Origin of the sequence: Natrialba sp. PRR66, from assembly GCF_034808065.1 — an archaeon.
GTDB classification, from domain to species: domain Archaea; phylum Halobacteriota; class Halobacteria; order Halobacteriales; family Natrialbaceae; genus Natrialba; species Natrialba aegyptia.
The window spans coordinates 177,269-195,151 of record NZ_JAXHGN010000005.1 but is presented as its reverse complement, the minus strand read 5'-3'; the positions used below and the strand labels follow the sequence as shown (position 1 = coordinate 195,151).

The 17,883-nt window shown below is 62.4% G+C and carries 13 protein-coding genes; 3 read left to right on the top strand and 10 right to left on the bottom strand.

Annotation, left to right across the window (positions count from 1 at the left end; translation table 11 throughout):
- Window positions 1-124: 124 nt before the first annotated feature.
- The 5 genes from SM755_RS17965 to SM755_RS17945 form a co-directional block, all read right to left on the bottom strand.
- Window positions 125-1,741, bottom strand: coding sequence for a long-chain-fatty-acid--CoA ligase (locus SM755_RS17965; protein ID WP_323173856.1), 1,617 nt, complete (start codon window positions 1,739-1,741; stop codon window positions 125-127).
- A gap of 288 nt (window positions 1,742-2,029) precedes the next feature.
- Entirely contained in the window at window positions 2,030-2,290 is a 261-nt protein-coding gene (locus SM755_RS17960) for a hypothetical protein (RefSeq protein WP_323173855.1), read from the bottom strand.
- Window position 2,291: 1 nt separating this feature from the next.
- On the bottom strand, window positions 2,292-3,086 hold the full coding sequence (locus SM755_RS17955) for a TrkA C-terminal domain-containing protein (protein WP_323173854.1): 795 nt from the start codon (window positions 3,084-3,086) through the stop codon (window positions 2,292-2,294).
- A 135-nt stretch (window positions 3,087-3,221) separates the two neighbouring features.
- Window positions 3,222-4,763: a TrkH family potassium uptake protein gene (locus SM755_RS17950; protein WP_323173853.1), complete on the bottom strand. Its 1,542-nt coding sequence runs from the start codon at window positions 4,761-4,763 to the stop codon at window positions 3,222-3,224.
- A gap of 2 nt (window positions 4,764-4,765) precedes the next feature.
- The gene (locus SM755_RS17945; RefSeq protein ID WP_323173852.1) at window positions 4,766-5,437 is read right to left on the bottom strand and encodes a TrkA family potassium uptake protein; all 672 of its coding nucleotides are present in this window, start codon (window positions 5,435-5,437) and stop codon (window positions 4,766-4,768) included.
- Between the two features lie 435 nt (window positions 5,438-5,872).
- On the opposite strand from SM755_RS17945, the gene trkA reads away from it, so the two are divergent.
- Complete coding sequence (trkA, locus tag SM755_RS17940; protein ID WP_323173851.1) at window positions 5,873-7,207, top strand: Trk system potassium transporter TrkA; 1,335 nt, start codon at window positions 5,873-5,875, stop codon at window positions 7,205-7,207.
- Window positions 7,207-8,727: a TrkH family potassium uptake protein gene (locus SM755_RS17935; protein WP_323173850.1), complete on the top strand. Its 1,521-nt coding sequence runs from the start codon at window positions 7,207-7,209 to the stop codon at window positions 8,725-8,727. The genes trkA and SM755_RS17935 overlap by 1 nt, the downstream gene beginning before the upstream one ends.
- A gap of 114 nt (window positions 8,728-8,841) precedes the next feature.
- Here SM755_RS17935 and SM755_RS17930 read toward each other — a convergent pair whose 3' ends face one another.
- From SM755_RS17930 to SM755_RS17910, 5 genes are all read right to left on the bottom strand, one after another.
- The gene (locus SM755_RS17930; protein WP_323173849.1) at window positions 8,842-10,080 is read right to left on the bottom strand and encodes a PQQ-binding-like beta-propeller repeat protein; all 1,239 of its coding nucleotides are present in this window, start codon (window positions 10,078-10,080) and stop codon (window positions 8,842-8,844) included.
- A gap of 94 nt (window positions 10,081-10,174) precedes the next feature.
- Window positions 10,175-10,822, bottom strand: a complete 648-nt coding sequence (locus SM755_RS17925; RefSeq protein WP_323173848.1) for a fibrillarin-like rRNA/tRNA 2'-O-methyltransferase — start codon at window positions 10,820-10,822, stop codon at window positions 10,175-10,177.
- Window positions 10,815-11,756: an NOP5/NOP56 family protein gene (locus SM755_RS17920; protein WP_323173847.1), complete on the bottom strand. Its 942-nt coding sequence runs from the start codon at window positions 11,754-11,756 to the stop codon at window positions 10,815-10,817. The genes SM755_RS17925 and SM755_RS17920 overlap by 8 nt, the downstream gene beginning before the upstream one ends.
- 77 nt (window positions 11,757-11,833) lie before the next feature.
- A complete protein-coding gene (locus SM755_RS17915; RefSeq protein WP_323173846.1) occupies window positions 11,834-14,164 on the bottom strand; it encodes an amino acid permease in 2,331 nt (776 codons plus the stop codon).
- Between the two features lie 232 nt (window positions 14,165-14,396).
- A complete protein-coding gene (locus SM755_RS17910) occupies window positions 14,397-16,715 on the bottom strand; it encodes an amino acid permease (protein WP_323173845.1) in 2,319 nt (772 codons plus the stop codon).
- 572 nt (window positions 16,716-17,287) lie between these two features.
- On the opposite strand from SM755_RS17910, the gene SM755_RS17905 reads away from it, so the two are divergent.
- Window positions 17,288-17,482 carry a cold-shock protein gene (locus SM755_RS17905; RefSeq protein WP_006108889.1) on the top strand — a complete coding sequence of 65 codons (195 nt, stop codon included), beginning with the start codon at window positions 17,288-17,290 and terminating at the stop codon, window positions 17,480-17,482.
- Window positions 17,483-17,883 lie beyond the last annotated feature (401 nt).

Here is a 17,883-nt window from a genome sequence, read left to right as displayed (position 1 = left end):
CTTTTAGCCGCGGCAGTAAATACGGTTTGGAGTTGGTCGCAGACGTATCAACGCGAGCGATACTCATTTTTGAGTGAGAATTCGGGGCACAGAATACGGACGTGACTGTAGCAGCTAGTGGGCCTCAGGGCTCCGCTGGGTCTACATCCGAATCGGCTCCGGAGGCCTCCTCCGTCTCGGCGTCGCGCGCCGCGTCGTCGGACTCGCGAAGTTTGAATTTCTGGACCTTTCCGCTCGGGTTCGTGGGAAGCTCCTCGACGAAAGTGTACTCTCGCGGACGTTTGAAGTCGGCCAACTGGTCGCTCTCGAGGGCGAACGTGTCCAAGTCATCCGCGGTGACGCCGTCTCCGACGACGTAGGCGACGACGCGTTCACCCCACTCCTCGTCGGGTTCACCGACGACGGCGGCCGCTTCGACGCCGTCGTGAGAGAACAACACGTCCTCGACCTCGGCCGGATAGATGTTCTCGCCGCCGGAGACGATCATATCGTCCTTCCGATCGACCACGTAGAGGTAGCCGTCCGCGTCGCGGTAGCCGAGGTCGCCGGTGTAGTACCAGGTCGTCCCGCCGGCCTCGCGCAGCGACCGTGCGGTCGCGTCCGGTCGGTTCCAGTACTCGCGCATCGTACACGGACCTGCGATGAGGATCTCGCCGATCTCACCCCGTGCGACCTCCCGATCCGGGTCCGCACCGGCTTCGACGATCCGGAGTTCGTGATTGAGCGCCGGCAGTCCTGCACACCCCTGCTTCGAAAGCTGATCTTCCGGCCGCTGAAAGACGCCCGCGGGACCGATCTCGGTCATGCCGTACGCCTGGATGTAGTCCTCACAGAGGTGTTCACGGCAGTTTTCCAGCACCTGCTCGGGCATCGGCGCAGCGCCGTACAGGCCGAGTCGTAGCGAGGAGACGTCGACATCGCGGTCTGCGGCCGCCAACGACAGCCCGTTCCAGGCCGTCGGCGCGGCGAACAGAAACGACACGTCGTACTCCTCGATCGCGTCCAACGCGACCGCCGGGTCGAACTCGTGGAGAATAACCGTCGTCGCGCCGCGTTGAACGCGCGGGAACAGACTGCAGTGTAACTCCGCACAGTGATACAGTGGCATGACCGACAGTCCGACGTCGTCCCGCGTGACGTTCATCTCGGCGATGCACAACAGATTGTGATCCACCATGTCCCGATGCTCGTGGACCACTCCCTTCGGCCGGCCCGTCGTCCCCGACGTGTAGATGAACGCGTAGGTATCGTCCTCGGAGACGTCGATCGACGGCCGCTCGGCGGCCCCGGACGCAAGCAACGCGTCGAACTCGCGGGCGTACGACGGTCCCTCCTCATCGATATACACGTACTCCTCGACCGACTCGAGTTCAGGTTTCGCGGCCGTGACGGCCTCTCGCGTCGCGGCCTCGAAGACGACGAGTTCAGCCGCGGCATCGGAGACGATGAACTCGATGTCGCCGGCGGCCAGCCGAAAGTTCAGCGGCGTGATGACGGCCCCGAGTTTCGCACAGGCGTAGACGGTGAGGACGAACTCGGAGCCGTTGTGCAACACCGTCGCGACTCGATCCCCGCGTTCGATTCCGAGGTCGGCGAACGCGTTCGCCAGCCGATTGACGCGCTCGTCGAACTCCGCGTACGTAAAGCGGTGGCCTTTGCGCGGGTAGACGATGGCCTCGCGGTCCGGATACCGCGCGACGGTCTGTTCGAGCGTCTCCCCAACCGTGGTATAATGTGACATATGACGCGGTGGTTCGACGGCGGCTCGGATAGCTGTTCGGGTGTCTGCGGTCGCGCTATCGCTTCTTGCCTATCACTTCGCACGACCTCACGTACGGGATGGTGTCGACGTGCTATAGTGTCACCTGGACCGATTTACCCACGATCGGACGAGGGGTGTGCGATCGGGTGTGCAGTGACTTTCGGTGGTTGCTAGAGAAGCAATCAGTTGACCCCGCAAATACAGACCGGTCCGTTCGCTCGATTGGCTGCAGCTACTGGAAGCGTTTTCCACGGCCCTCCTGCACTGTTAGTCGGGCTCAGAATTGCCGTCAGTATCCGTCCCATCCGGCCCGTCGTCGGTTTCGTTCCCGTTCGAAGAGTCATCGGGAGACTCGCTACTGAACTCGTAGGTTGCAATCTCGCTCGCCCCACAGACCGGACACGTCGTCGGGGCGTCATCGAACTTCGAGCCGCAGTGTCGACACTCGTGAAGGACCGGCCCGTCCGGCTCGTTCGCCGTCTCGTCCTCCCGCTGGAGGAACTCCGGGAGGAGTTTGTGGAGTGGCATCTTACGTGAGTCGTGTCGCCGTCTGTGTGGCCCCATCCGGCCCACGAAAGCCCGTGAGTGCAGGTTCGTCGGTGCCGTTCGGTGAGAACACCGTCACGACATCGTGGGGTCTAATTTCGGTATCGCCGTGTGGCGTAATAACCGTGTCGTCGCGTTCGATCGCGATGACGAGTGTCTGTTCTTCGAGGATGCCGTCGTCCGCTGCCGTCTCGAGCGTGCGCCCGGCAATCGGAGCCTCCTCGTGGACGGTTACCTCGACCACTTCGGCACCGCCGGTCAGACTGATGGAATCCGCCAGCGGTTCGCGGCGGTGATCGTCCGCCGGACCGTACGGGCCGTAGGGGAAGTCGTGTTCGTTCTGCATGAGGAACTCGTCTTCGATTTCGACGTCTAAGGTCGCGAGTTCATGACCGATCTGACGCAGGTCGCTCGTATTCGTGCCGACGGCGAGGACGTGGAGATTCAGCCGGCCGCCCATGAGTTCGCGGACGTTGATGACGCCAGGAATCGTGCCAATTCGACGGGCGAGCCCCTCGACATCGCCGAACGGGGCGTGACAGAGAAAGAGATTCATCAGCGACCCATCGGCGTGTTCGAAGTCGACGGTTGCGTGGTAGCCGTCAATGATGTCGTGGTCTTCGAGTTGGGAGATTCGGTTTCGGATCGTCGCCCCGGAGACGCTGACATCCTCGGCGATGGCGGGGGCCGACGTGTTTCGGGCATCAGTCATCAACGAATAGATAATTCGACGATCGATTTCATCGAGTCGGTAACTACCGTCGGTCCCGTGTCCCATGTATATTTCTGTGAGACGAGAGAATATATAACTACGGTACGTCTATCCAATACGCGACGGGGGCTATATTTTCGATGCGAAAACAGCACGGATAGTCGGTGTCACACGAAAGTGAAACGGCGCGCCGGCGTTCGGCTACGCCGAGTGGGTCCCATTACGGAGGACGGCACTTAGCAACACAGCAACGGGGATGATTTCCAGACGACCAACCCACATATTGAGGATCAGCATCGTCTTCGGGACGGTCGGCATTTCCGGTCCGGTAATACCCGCATCGAGTCCGACGGTGCTCTGTGCGCTCATCACCTCGAAAATGATGTATTCGAGCGGATAGTCCGGAGCGAGCGCCCACAGGAAAACGGCGATCCCGAGCGCGAGAACTGCAAGCCAGAGGATGAGGACGATCGCGGCCTCCGTGAACTCGCGGTGGATCTGTTCTTCGTCGAGCGTTCGATCGCCGAGTTCGAGCTGTCGAACCGCACTCGCGGGGACGAACACGCTCTGGATTTGCCACAGCGTTCCCTTGATCAGCGTGGCGACGCGGATCAGTTTGAGACCACCGCCAGTCGAACCGGCCGCTGGACCGGTTAGCATGCCGAGACAGACGAGTAACGTCGCACCGGTCGTCCAGATCTTTTCGGTTCCGTTCCCGATCGTCGTCGTTCCGAACCCGGCGTTCGAGGTCGCAGAAACGAATTGGAACAGCGCGGTCCGAAACGTCGCTTCGATCCCCTCGTACTGCTGGTTGAGCAGCAACACGGCAGTTAATGCGACTCCACCGAGGGCGAACCAGCCGAGCACCCATCTCGTCTGGAGATCCGCGTAGATGTTTCGAATCTCGCCTTTGAGGATGAGGTAGTGGATCGGGAACGCGATGCTACCGGCGACCATAACCGGGATGACGGCGTACTCGATAAGCGGTTTTCCGTAATAGCCGATCGACTCGGCGCGGACCGAGAAGCCGCCGGTTGCGATAGCCGTCATCGCGTGGTTGATCGCGTCCCACGTCGGCATGCCGACGACGACGAACAGTGCGATTCCGGCGAGCGTAAATCCGAGATAGAGTTTCCAGATTTCACGGACCGTCGAAACGATGCTGGGATGGATCTTCCGCGACCGGGCCTCGCTCTCGTAGAGCGTCAACGAACCGCTTCCGGGTCGTGCGAGGATAGCCACCGTGAGCACGATGACGCCGACGCCGCCGATCCACTCGATAAACGACCGCCACCAGTGCAGCGACCGCGGAAGGTCCTCCTCGACCGCGGCCATCGTCAATCCCGTGCCAGTAAAGCCACTCATACTTTCGAAAATACCGTTGAGCGGCAGCCGAAAGGCAGCGGTCGTCTCGGTGATCCCCGGCGTGTGTAGCCAGGCCGGAAACGGATCGAGGGTGATCGTCCAGGCGATCAGCAAGAACGGGAGCCCCCCGAGCACGCCGATGACTCCCCAGGCCGTCGCCGCGATGAGCATCCCGTGGCGTTTGCCCGGATCGGGCGCATCGATGAACGTGCGGGCAAGCGCCACCCCGATCGCCAGCATCACGGCCCCCGAAACCGCGAACGCCGGCACCGCGTAGAACTCGCCATTGATGAGTGCGACCGGAATGGAGAGAAACGCCATCAGCGAGACGACCTGCACGATTCGGCCCACGTCCCGCCCAACTGTCTCGTACTGCATTGCTACGGGTGATCGCCCGTAAACGCTGCAACTGCATCAGCCAGTGCGACATCGTCCGTAAACACTGTAACCTGGTCACCCGGGCGGATGATCGTCTCCCCTTTCGGCGCGCGTATCTCCTCGCCTCGTTTGAGCGCGACGACGAGACACCCGTCGGGAAGCACGCCTGAACTCGTGGCTGTTTTGAGCGGTTCGCCGCTCATCGGCGCGTCTTCGGTGACGGTCAACTCCACGAGTTCAGTGTCGTCTTCGAGTTCGATGAAGTCGCTGACGTTCGGGTAGCGAATCGAGTGATAGAGGTAGTCGGCGATCAGCCGCTGTGGGTTTTCGATGAGGGTGACGCCGATCTTTTCGAAGACGGGGAGGTTTTCGGGGTCGTGGACGACGCTGACGAGGTTCGGAACGTCGTGTTCCTGTGCGAGCAACATGACCATGATGTTGACGGCGTCGATGTTCGTGGTGGTGATGACGGCGTCCGCACGGTCGATGGTTGCGTCCTCCAGGGTGCTGTGGGAGGTCGCATCGGCGTTGAGGACGAGACAGTCGTACTCGGACGCAACGGCGCTTGCCTGTTCGTCGTCCTCCTCGATGACGACGACATCGTTGCCGTCCGCAATTGCGAGGTCGATCAGGTTCGATCCGATATTGCCTGCGCCGACGATGACGATATACATGGTGGATGGGTGATGGGTGCTCAGTAGTCAGTGGCCAATGGTCCGTGATCTGTGGTCAGTGGCCAATGGTCCGTGACAGTGGGGAGGGTGGTTGTGGTAGTGCGAGAGTGTCGTGAACGCGTGTGGATGCGTAGTGTAGCGTGAAGTATAATCGGTTGGATGTCGGGACGGTCCGGCCGACACAGGGCAGTCGAGGGTGAGCCAGAGCGCAAAGCGGGGGATAGCGCAGCGATAGCGCTCGATTTTCGATGGAAACTGCATTTGTGCGTCGATGACAGTATTTCTGATAACCGAATATAGTTCTATTCACTTTCGATTCCAGAAGTGGTGTTATATGATCTACTCAGCATTCGCATTCGATTGGTACGAGCGGTGATCGATACATACACTAGTATCGGCGAACGACGGTGCGTTCATGGATGAGGTGAGCGACGAATGCGCGTAATCGTCGTCGGCGCTGGCAGGGTCGGTCGCTCGATCGCTGCGAATCTAGAGCAGACACACGAGGTCGTCGTCGTCGACCGAGACGGGGACACCGTCGAGGAACTCACGTACTCGCTCGACGTACTGGCGATTCAGGGAGACGGCACCGAAATCGGGACCTTGCAGGAGGCCGGTATCGAACAGGCGGGACTGGTCATCGCCTGCACGGATAACGACGAATCGAACGTCGTCATCTGCGGAGCCGCGAAGGCGGTCGGCGAGACGTTTACGATCGCCCGCGTGCGACGGCGAACACTCCTCGAAACCTGGACCGGCTCCCAGGAAGCGTTCGGCGTCGATTTCATGGTCTGTATGGACTTGCTTACTGCACAGACGATCTTTCGCATTTCTGGGCTTCCGGCCGCACAGGACGTGAAGATGTTCGCTGGCGGGCTCGTTCGTATGGTCGAGTTCGGAATCGGGCCGAACAGCCCGGTCGCGAACTCGACGGTCAGCGAGGCGGACCAGTACGATTCGCTGACGTTCGCCGCGATCTTCCGTGACGACGAGATGATCGTCGCGACGGGTGAAACTGATATTCGGGCCGGCGATCGCGTCGTCGTCATCGGCAGTCCCGATTCGGTCACCGGGTTCGCCGACGATATCGTCTGTACGCACGACAACAGCACCGACGAGGTCGTTATCGTCGGCGGCAGCGAAATCGGCTTTCAGACCGCTCGCGAGTTCGAAGAGCACGGCTTCCGCCCGCGCCTAATCGAGCAGGAGCACGACCGCGCCCGTGAGTGCGCCGAAAAACTGCCGAACACGATGGTGATGGAAAACGACGCGACCGACGCCGAGTTCCTCTCCCGTGAACACATCGACGAGGCGGACATCGTCGTCGCGGCTCTCGACGGCGACGAGAAGAACCTGCTCGTCTCCCTGCTGGCCCGTCGCCTCGGCGTCGACCGAACGGTCGCCGTCATCGAGAACCCCGAGTACGCCGAACTCTTCGAGACGGTTGGCATCGACGTGGCCGTTAATCCACGCGAGGTGACCGCGGAGGAGATCGTTCGCTTCACCCGAACCGACAAGACGGAGAAAATCGCCATGGTCGAACGCGACCGGGCGGAGGTTATCGAGATCGAGGTCAGTGAGGACAGCGTTCTCACGGGACGACAGATCGCCGATGCGACGACCGAACTCCCGGACGGCGTCGTGATCGGCGCAATTTCGCGCAGCGGGGAACTCATCACGCCTCGCGGCACGACGGTTATCCAACCCGGCGACCATGTCGTCGTCTTCGTGGATGCGGCCGTCCTCGATACGGTCTCACGGGTGATTTGATGGGGCGGCGGCTCTACGTCGATTGGCGGGCCGGATTGGCGCTAGTGGGAACATTGCTTGCCTTGCTCTCGGTTGCGTTCGCAGTCCCGATTCTCGTTTCGCTCCTGTACGGCGGGGAAGACCTCTGGGAATTCGTCGTCTCGATGGTTGTCACCGCCGCGTTCGGACTCGCACTTCGCGAACTCGATCCGGAGCCAACGCCCGGCGCGCGGGAGGCGTTCTTCGTCGTCGCGTTCACCTGGCTGTTTGCGACGCTCTTTGGAGCCCTGCCGTACATCCTCGCAGGAACCGGCAGCATCGCACAGCCGATCAATGCGATCTTCGAGAGCATGAGCGGGTTCACGACGACCGGCGCGACCGTGATGGAGACGATCTCCGTCGAGGAACACTCCCACGCCATCATGATGTGGCGACAGCTGACCCAGTGGCTCGGCGGCATGGGAATCATCGTCCTCGCCGTCGCGATCCTATCCCAACTTGCCGTCGGTGGGGCGCAGTTAATGGAAGCCGAGACGCCCGGCCCCGGGATTTCGAAGCTCACACCACACATCGCAGAGACGGCCCGCGTCCTCTGGTTCGCGTATCTCGGGTTTACCGTCCTCTTTATCGTGCTGTTGTACTGTCTGCAGATCACGGGATACGCGACGGAAATGACCCTGTACAACGCCATCGCCCACGGGCTGACGGCGCTTCCAACCGGCGGCTTCTCCCCAAAAGGGGATAGTATCGCAGCCTTCTCTCCTGTCGTTCAGTGGCTCTTCGTCCCGTTCATGTTCATCGCCGGCATCAACTTCGTCCTCTGGTGGCACATGATCTCGGGCGACCGATGGGCGTTGGTCCGTGACACCGAGTTCAGATTCTACCTCGGCGCAGCCACGCTGTTTACACTCATCGGGACGGGCATCCTCTTCTTCGAGACGACGGGTGCCGGGTTCTCCGACTCGATCGAATCCGCGTTCCGCCACGCCGCGTTCCAGATCGTCTCCATGATGAACTCGACCGGGTACGCGAGTACCGATTTCAACAACTGGGCGGGTCCGGCACAGGCGCTCTTGCTGTTCGTCATGTTTCTCGGCGGGAGTACGGGTTCGACCGGCGGCGGGATCAAGATGCTCCGCTGGCTGGTCATCCTCAAATCGCTTCGACGGGAGGTCTTCACGTCGATCCACCCTGAGGCGGTCCGTCCTGTTCGCATGAACGGCTCGGTCCTCGACGAGGATGCGATCCGTGGAATCTACGCGTTTACGCTTCTGTACTTCGTGCTCTTTTTCGTCGGCGTGCTACTGCTCGCCACTGACGCCGCACGGGTCGGGTACAACATCGGGACGATCGACCTTGTCAGCGCCTCGATCGCGACGCTCGGCAACATCGGCCCGGGATTCGGTGCCGTCGGCCCGATGGAAAACTATGCGAGCTTCCCATGGAGTTCAAAACTCCTGATGGTGCTGTACATGTGGCTCGGTCGACTCGAGATATTCCCGGTACTCGTACTCTTGACGCAGGCGTACTGGCGGTCGTAACCGAGTCACAGCACGCGTCTATTCAGCCGATCACCGTCCTGTCACTGCACCAGCGACGCGGAATCAAGAATTGAAGCCAGACTACCGCACGAATCCGTGTACCTATCCCGCGGATCAGGCCTCCTCGAGTGCGTACACCGTCCCATCACCGCTGCCGACGTAGACGACGCCGTCGACGACTGCCGGGCTCCCGGCAACCCACCCGCCCGTGGCGAACTGCCAGTTCTCCTCGCCCGTCTCGGCCGAGAGTGATGTGATGGTGCCGTCCTCGTTACCGACATATAACGCGTCTCCGACGACGACCGGACTACTTCGAACGGCGTTCAAGCCGCGGTGGGTCCAGAAATAGCTCGCTGGATCGGCCGGCTGGTCACCCTCCGACTCGGACTCGGCCGCAGGCGAGAGCGCATGCACTCGGTTATCGAATCCACCGACGTAGACCGCGTGGTCGGTGACAGCAGGGCTCGCCGTTACCGAGCCCTCGATCTGGAACGTCCAGTGAATCTCGCCGGAGTCGGCTTCGGCAGCGTAGATCGTGTTGTCGTTACTCCCGACGTAGACCGCCCCATCGGCGACCGTCGGTCGACTCTGGATTCGGTCGTCCGTCTCCAACTGCCAGCGCTCGGTTTCCGAGTCGGTATCGATCGCATAGAGCGAGCCGTCGTTACTGCCGACGTAGACGGTCCCGTCGGCGACCGCAGGCGCTCGCAGTATCGTCTCATCGGTTTCGAACCGCCACAGTACCTCACCGTCGGCCGCCGAGATCGCGTACAGGTGGTTGTCGCTACTGCCGACGTAGACCACCCCGTCGGCGACCGTCGGGCTCCCGGCGACCGCCCCTTCGGTTTCGACGCGCCACTCCGCGTCGGGAGTCGAATTGGCGTCGGCTGGAATCGCGTAGACGCTCCCGTCGCCGCTCCCGACATAGACCGTTCCGTCAACAACTGCCGGACTGCTCGTTACCGAATCGCCCGTCTCGAACGACCAGCGCTCGGTTCCCGACGACGCCGAAATCGCGTAGAGCGAGCCGTCGTCGCTCCCGACGTAGACCACGCCGTCGACGACTGCCGGGCTGCTGTAGACGCTACCGCCGGTTTCGAACTCCCACCGAGAGACGATCTCGCCGGACGATCCGGGGGTCGGACCTGCACCCGGCGCAACGCCCGTATTCGCCGCGTCGTACTGGAACGTCTCCCACGAGACGCTCGCGTCCGGATCGGGCGACGGTACGTCCGGCGTCGCGTCGTCGACGCTTACCTTCTCGCTCGATCCGGACAGACACCCCGCCAGGCCGAGCAGACAGCCGGTCGCTGCACTCGTCACAAACGTTCGCCGATCGCACTGTCCGTTCATTCGTTTCTGTGTGACCGTCCGCTATCCCGATATATGGTCTTTCTGTAACAGGATCGTCGAACGCTTCCGGCTGACGCCCATCGGACTTGCCGCCCTACCGGGACTGCGGTCGGGCCACAACGCCGAGATGGTCCGCGTGGTACTGCTCGAGCCGGCGCGTCTCCAGTATCTCGTACTCCGCCTCGAGTTCAGCGCGCACGTCCGCGAACACGTCCTCGGGGTCGCGCGTCACGTCCTCGCTACGGGCCTTGACGGCGAGCAGCAGTCGGCCATCGTCGGCGAGGAACCGGCGGTTCTCGAGCGCCACGCGGGCCTGGCCGCGCGTCGCAACGTCCTGGACGATGGCGTCGACGTTCGATTCGACAACGTGGGCGTAGGTCGCCGGCTTGCGGGCGTCCGCGAGCAACGGGAACAGCCGGGGACGCGAGGCGGCCGTCTCGAGGAGATCCCGCGCGGGGCGCGCGGCGAACTCGACGGCGTAAGTGGGGCCGGCGAAGTCGGCGACGTGGCTCACCGTCGTTCCGCTGGCCGCGCCGAGATAGAGGACGGTCTCCTCGTCGCCGCCCTCGAGCCCGGTGTCCATCTCGAGTTCGAGCATGGCACCGAGTTTCGAGCGGGTGGGGTTCCAGGCGCGCCAGTCGCCGTCGGTGGGTTCGCCGTAGACGGGGTCGCCGCGGGTGGCGAGTCGATCCGTGCCGTCGAACGTGTGGCGTTCGACGCCGGCGGGGAGGCCGTCACTCATCCGTTTCGCCTCCGCTGTCACCGCGGTCGTCGTCTTCGGCCGTCCGCGCCTGAATCGTCTCGATCCGCTCGGCGAGTTCAGCTTCGAGTTCGGGTTTGCGTTCGCCGGAGTAGTGATCGACGCGGGCGGCGATCGAGAGTTTGCCCGCGACGGCGCGCGCCGCCGAGCCCCGTTCGTCCGGGTGCGTGCCCCGAACCGCGTCGTGGACGTAGATCAGCCCGTGCTTGGGGGAGGGCGCGTGACCCCGAAGATGGGCGAACAGCGCGTCTTCCGCGCCGAGCACCTGGATCGTTCCGCTCGGTTTTTTCGCCACGTCTTCGAGGCCGCCGGCCAGCGAGATCAGCCGCGCGGCGAGCACCGGCCCGGCCAGCGCGGCCAGATTCGGCGCGATGGTCGGCGTCTGGCGCTCGACGAACTCTCGGAGCTCGGCGGCCTCGTCCGCGAGATCGACGACGCGTTCGGCCAGCGACGTGATCGGCTCCGATTCGGATTCGAGTTCGTGGTCACCGTGCGCGAGTTCGCGGGCGAACGAAACGCCGGTGCCGGCGTCGGGGTCGACGGTGCCGGCCCACTCGGCGAGGCGCTCGGCGAGTTCGTTCGCGGTTCGCTCGCAGTCGTCCATGGCGCGGACGGCGTGGACGAGCTGGCGGTCGTCCGCCGCCTCGCGTTCGGTGACGGCGGCTCGGGTGGCGGCCATCGTCGCGTCGTGGAGTCGGTCGTAGTAGGCCGCCTCGTCGTCGGCGAACTCGTCGTCGACGGCCAGGGCGGGCCAGTCCTGCGGTGTTTCGGTCTGTCCCTCGCGAATCGCGGTGACTACGGTGGACCCGTCTCGAGCATCGCGGGCGTCGCCGGCGTCGCGATCGTCGAGCCCATCGAACTCGTCGGGGTCGACGTCCGCGAACCAGCCCGCGGTCCGGGCGGCGCTGTCGGTCATACTGCTATCGTAGTGACCGGGCTCGTATATGCGTTCCCGAACGGTGAGCGTGGCCGACGGTCCCGGCCCGCATCTGGTTACTCGTCCCGCCCGCGCTGCCGGCCAAACAGTCGATCCCAGAGCGACCGCCGCGTCGGCCGCTCGGCCAGCAGGACCGACTGATCGAGTTCGGCGGCGATATCGTAGGCGAGCGAGCCGCGAAGCAGTCGGGAGAGGAGGCCGCGCTCGGTCGCACCGATGATCGTCAGGGAGTGATCGCGGGCGGCCGTCGCGATCGCGGAGTCGACGTTTCCGGACGTATCGACGCGGATCGAGGCGTCCGCAAGGTCGTGGTCGCTCGCCCACTTGGCGAGAAACGCCTCGCCGTCGGCCCTGCTCGAGTCGTCGTCGACGACGTGCAACAGTGTAATGGAGGCTCCGACCTGCTCGCGCAGGTCTCGGGCCACCTCGGCGCTCAGATCCGAATTCGGCCCGCCGCCGGTCGGTACTAGAACCCGATCCGGATCGAACTCGCCGTCGTCGAGGACGAGAAAGTCACATGGCAGATCGTGCGTGAGTTCATCGATCGGGCGCTCCGCTCGACCCGCCCCCCAGGGCCGATCCGATCCCCACCCCATGACGACGGTATTGGCGCGCTCGCGCCTGGCGACGTTGAATATCTCCTCGAACGAGCGGTGGGACACCACCGTCTTGATCTCGACCGGCACGTCGAAGGTCTCCGTCCGCTCGCGGACGGTCGCCAGCAGCGTCTGCGATTCCGCATCGATTCGTTGTACGTGCTCCGCTCCCGCTTCGAGCGGCGTCTGGTCAGGAACCTCGACGATGTGCACCACCGTGACGGTCCCGTCGTTCGCCTTCGCGAGCGCGCTCGCAAGGGAGAGCAGCGCCGATTCCGTTCTCGGATTTGAGACCGGTACGACGACGGTGAACTCGTCGGCTCCGGTCGGCTTTGCGGCGGTCGCCGCCGAGACAGCCACATCCGGCATCTCCGTGGACCGCGAGAGAATATAGGTGCTCAAGATTCCGTCGCGACTGGTTTCGTGGCGGGCGTAGACCCCGTACCAGCCGACCGCGATGATGACGAGGAGCAATCCGATCGCGATTTCTTCGGCTTTCATGAACCAGATCAGTCCGAGCGAGAGAACGAAGCCGAGGATCGGCGTGAACGGGTACAACGGGACTCGGAAGTCGGGATCGTACTCGGGGGCGTCGGTCTCTCGGAAGACGATCAGCGCGATGTTGATGAGCGCGTAGACGATGAGGTGAAGGACGCTCGCGGCCTTCGAGAGGACTTCGAGTTGCCCGCCGAGGATGACGATGAACAGCAGGATCATCGCGCCGGTGACCGCGATCGAGCGGTACGGCGTTGCGAAACGAGGATGGATCTCGTTTAACCAGTCGCTGACGATTTTGTCGCGCCCCATCGCGAAGTTGATCCGTGCGGAGGCGAGAATCGAGGCGTTCGCGCTCGATGCCGTCGCGAGGAGGGCGGCGAGCGTGATCGAGGTGATGCCGATGATGCCGAGGTTTCCGTCAAAGACGATGCTTGCAGCGTCGGACATCGGCGTCTCCTCGCTGAGCAGATCGTAGGGGATAATGCCGACGAGTAATCCGACGAGAATCGCGTAGAGCCCCATAACAACCGCGACGCTGCCGATGATAGCGATCGGCAGATTTCGACCGGGATTCTCGAGTTCTTCGCCGATGGTCGCGATTTTCGCGTAGCCGAGGTAGGAGACGAACACGAGCGCCGTCCCCGGCAGGAGTTCACTGTAGCCGAGCGGGGCGATGCTGTCGTCGACGTAGACGGTTCCCCAGTCGAAAGAAAAGAAGCCGACGACAGCGAAGAGGGTAAGGATCGCCAGGAGGAGCGTCACGATCGCGGTTTGAATACCGCCGGTTTCCTTCGCGCCGAGATAGTTGATGGCGATGAAGACGACGCCGGCGAGCAAGGCGCCGATCTGGATCTCGGAGAGCGTGAGCGGGCCGAGGACGAGCGTCGGGAGGAGCGCGAGTTCACCGAGACCGGGGATCGGGACGACGATGCCGTCGAGTAGCGTCGCGAGGTAGCCGCCGAAGCCGATGCAGTAGAACGCGCTCGCGAACGCGAGGCCCATCCAGTCGCCCATCCCCGAGATGGAACCGAACAGCGGTCCGAGCGCGCGGTTGATATAGTAGTACGCGCCGCCGGCTTTGGGCATGGCCGTCCCGAGTTCACTGACGGAGAACGCGTTGACCATCGCGATCAGGCCGCCGATGATGAACGAGAGGACGACGATCGGCCCCGTTTCCTGGGCGGCGACGCCCGGGAGGACGAAGATGCCGGCACCGATCATCGTTCCGATGCCGACTGCAAGTGCTGAGAGCAGTCCGAGGTCCTTGGCGAGTTCGTCGGTTGAATCCGTCATCGGTGGCTGTCTCTGGTCTGTCCTGTACAGGACTGGCCTCGAAATCGCATCGGGCGTCTGTTGTCGGTTCGCTGCCGTTTCGATTCCAAAACACCCCTAGGGCGTGTTTCAGTTCCGAACAACGCCGTCTGTACGGTATCCAAATGGCGTTCTAGGCCTTAGATTATCCGGTCAAAAAGTATACCCAGGTTTCGCAAACGATGTCGAAATCGGGACAGTCAGTGCGCGGACATCAGGGACGAGACTGAGTGTATTCCGACTCGCGCTCGGGCGTCGACGGTTCCGGCGTAACGCCCATGTCGGTGGTGCTTTCGCCGTCGCCACCCGTCGTTCCGAGCAGCCGATCGCGAATGCTCCGCGTGTGTTTTTTCTCCGCGAGCAGCACCGAACACTCGACATCTTCGAGCACATCGAGCACGAGCGAGCCCCGAATGAGCCGCGAGAGCACACCCTTCTCCGTCGCCCCGATGATCAACAGCGTCGCGTCGGTAGCCGCCTCGTCGATTCGGGTCTGTACGTCGCCGGTCTCCACCTGCCGCGTCGCGTCTTCGAGATCGTGCTCGGCCGCCCACGACCGCAGGAACGCCTCTCCCTGCTGGCGGTCCTCGGCGACGTGCAGCAGCGTCAACTCGCTGTCGTACTGCGCCCGCAACGTTTGGGCGACCGCCGCCGCGAGATCGGAGTCCGGCCCGCCGGCGGTCGGCAGCAGAATCCGATCCGGATCGAACCCGCGATCCCGAAGCACCAGGAAATCGCACGGCAACGACTGGGTGAACTCGTCGATCGCCGTTTCGATGCGGGCGTCGGAGCCGGTCGCTTCCGGCCCCCAGCCGATGACGCACACGTCGGCGTCGTACCGCGTCGCCGCGTCGAACATCTCCTCGAAGCCGCGGTGTGAGAGCACGGCGTGCGTTTCAACGTCGACGCCGTAGGTTTCGGCATCGGCCCGCGCCCGCTCGAGCAGATCAGCAGCCAGCTCCCGTTCGTTCTGATCGCGTGCAGCCGCGAGCGAGGTCTGGTCGGGAACCGTCTCGATATTGACGGCGACAACGGTGCCGTCGTGCTGGTCGGCGATCGCCGACCCAAGCGTGATGAGGTGCTTCTGGGTCGAGGGATTCGCCAGGGGTACCATTACCCGGTAATCGTTTCCGGTCGGCTGGACCGAGGCCGTCGCCGAGACGGCCGCGTTGGGGAACTCCTCGGAACGGTCGAGGATGTACTGCCCGAGGACGCCGCCGGTTTCGATCTTCGATCGGGCGTATATCAGGTACCAGATCGCACCGAGGATGACGAACACCATCGACAGGATGATGATCCTCGGGTCAATGAACGCGATGAGCGCGAACGAGAAGATAGCCCCTAGAATCGGCGTAATCGGGTACAGCGGGACGCGAAAGCTGGGATCGTATCCCGCCGGCTCGGCCTCCCGGAACACGATCAGCGCGAGGTTCAGGAGTCCGTACACGATGAGATGGAGCACGCTCCCCGCGGTGGACAGCGCTTCGAGGCCGCCAAAGGTGAGAAACACCAGAATGAGCGCACCCGTAATCGCGATTGCACGGTACGGCGTTGCAAAGCGCGGGTGGATCTCGTTGAGCTTCGGCGACACGAGTTTGTCACGACCCATGGCGAAGTTGATCCGCGACGAGGCGAGAATCGATGCGTTGGCCGACGACGCGGTCGCGAGTAGCCCGCCAAACAGCAGCGCGTAGCCGCCGAGCGGGCCAATCAGGAGCTCCGCGACCTCGACAACCGCCGTTTCGTTGTTTGCGACCACGTCGGTCTCCACGGCCGCCAGCATCGCCAGCAAAATAACGGCGTAGGACACCGTGACGATAAGAACGCTGCCGATGACCGCCCGCGGAAGGTTTTTCCCAGGGTTCTTGATCTCCTCCCCGACGGAGGTGATCTGGACGAAGCCGAGGTAGGAGACGAAGATGAGCCCTGTCACCGGGAACAGCTGCGACCAGCCGAACGGGTCGACCGGCCGGAGCGTTTCGAGTTCGGCGTTGAGCAACCCGAACAACGTAAAGACGGCCAGAATCCCCATTAGTACGACGACGATGACATTCTGCAAGAGCCCGGTCTCCTTCGCGCCGACGTAATTGACGAAGATGAAAAACGCTGCGCCGATCAGTCCGATTATCTGCGCCGGTTCGAGGGCGACCAGGCCGATCGTCAGCCCCGAGATCGAGACGAACTGGTTGATATACTCGCCAAAGCCGTACATGTAGAACGCCGAGGCGAACGCGAGTCCCATCCAGTTCCCCCAGCCGGCGATCGAGCCGAACAGCGGGCCGAGTCCCTCGTTGATGTAGTAGTACGCGCCGCCCGAGACCGGCATCGCGGTCCCCAGTTCGGAAGCGGAGAGGGCGGTCAACATCGCAACGACGCCGCCGATAACGAACGCGAGCGCGGCGAGCGGCCCGAGTTCAGCCACGGCGGTACCGGGAAGAACGAAGATACCGGCACCGATCATCGTCCCGACGCCGATGGTGAGCGCGGCGAGCGGCCCGAGGTCCTTGGCGAGTTCTTCGTCGGCGGCGCTCATCGGTGCGATCGCCCCCGCTGTCGCCGTCCGTAGGAATCGAGAATCGAAAGTGAGTGAGTCATTGGTATTGCTGTGAACGGTGTGGTGTGGTGGCTCATCCGTTATCCTTCGTCGATGCTGTACCCCGACGCTCTGCGGACGCGACGGAGCGGGGAAAGCTGTATCTGGTCGGAGACGTTTCGCGACGATTCAAACATACGTGACCGAAGTGGGACTTTCCTCTTAACTGGTTCGTTTGCCGGGCGAGAATTTCGAGAAGTAATACCGACGGGTAGTGACTCGTCGAGGATCACTGATCCGGGACAACAACCGACGGACGCCCGAACGAACGCACACGAGTCGGTGGACGATGGCGGTAAATACGGGCACTGTCCCTCGGAAACCCCGAGAAACGGAGATACCACAGAAGTTGGCCGTGATTGTGATGGAACGGCGGCGATCCGCCGAAGAAGACGTGGTGTGGTCAAACACCCACAATAGATATCGAAAATAGTACGTTTGAATACCTAATCGAATATTTTGAGGAGGGCTTCAGAAGACTTAACCGTGTACCCGGATTTTGTATAGTCGCAATGGCAAACGGAACGGTTGATTTCTTCAACGACACAGGCGGCTACGGTTTCATCGAGACGGAAGATGCTGACGACGACGTGTTCTTCCACATGGAAGACGTTGGCGGCGAGGATCTGACGGAAGGGACCGAGATCGAATTCGACATTGAACAGGCCCCCAAAGGCCCTCGCGCAACGAACGTCGTTCGCGAATAACGACGAGTTCACCGGATCGTCAGCAGACGAGACTGTGTGACTTCGTTTTTCTCGCAGACCGAGTCAGTACACGTGACAAGCGGCGCGATAGCCACCGTACGATCACTATTCGCGTAGCCAATGGCACAGACGGCCGAGCGAGTAACGATAGATAGTCGCACGAGTTCGTTATTCAGATGGTCGCGTGAACTCGCGTTACGTACAGGGATCGTATCAGCACGGGAGAGACAATTGGTGGAAATATAATGAGGACTATCTACCACCAAAACAGCCAGGTGTATATTTTCTAACTACGATATGGTTAGGTTCAAATTTGCGTTCGCCGCCGGCATTTTTGCGGTTCTTGGTACGGCAGTCACTCAATTACTACAGCTAACTTTCATCGAATCTACTGTGGCGAA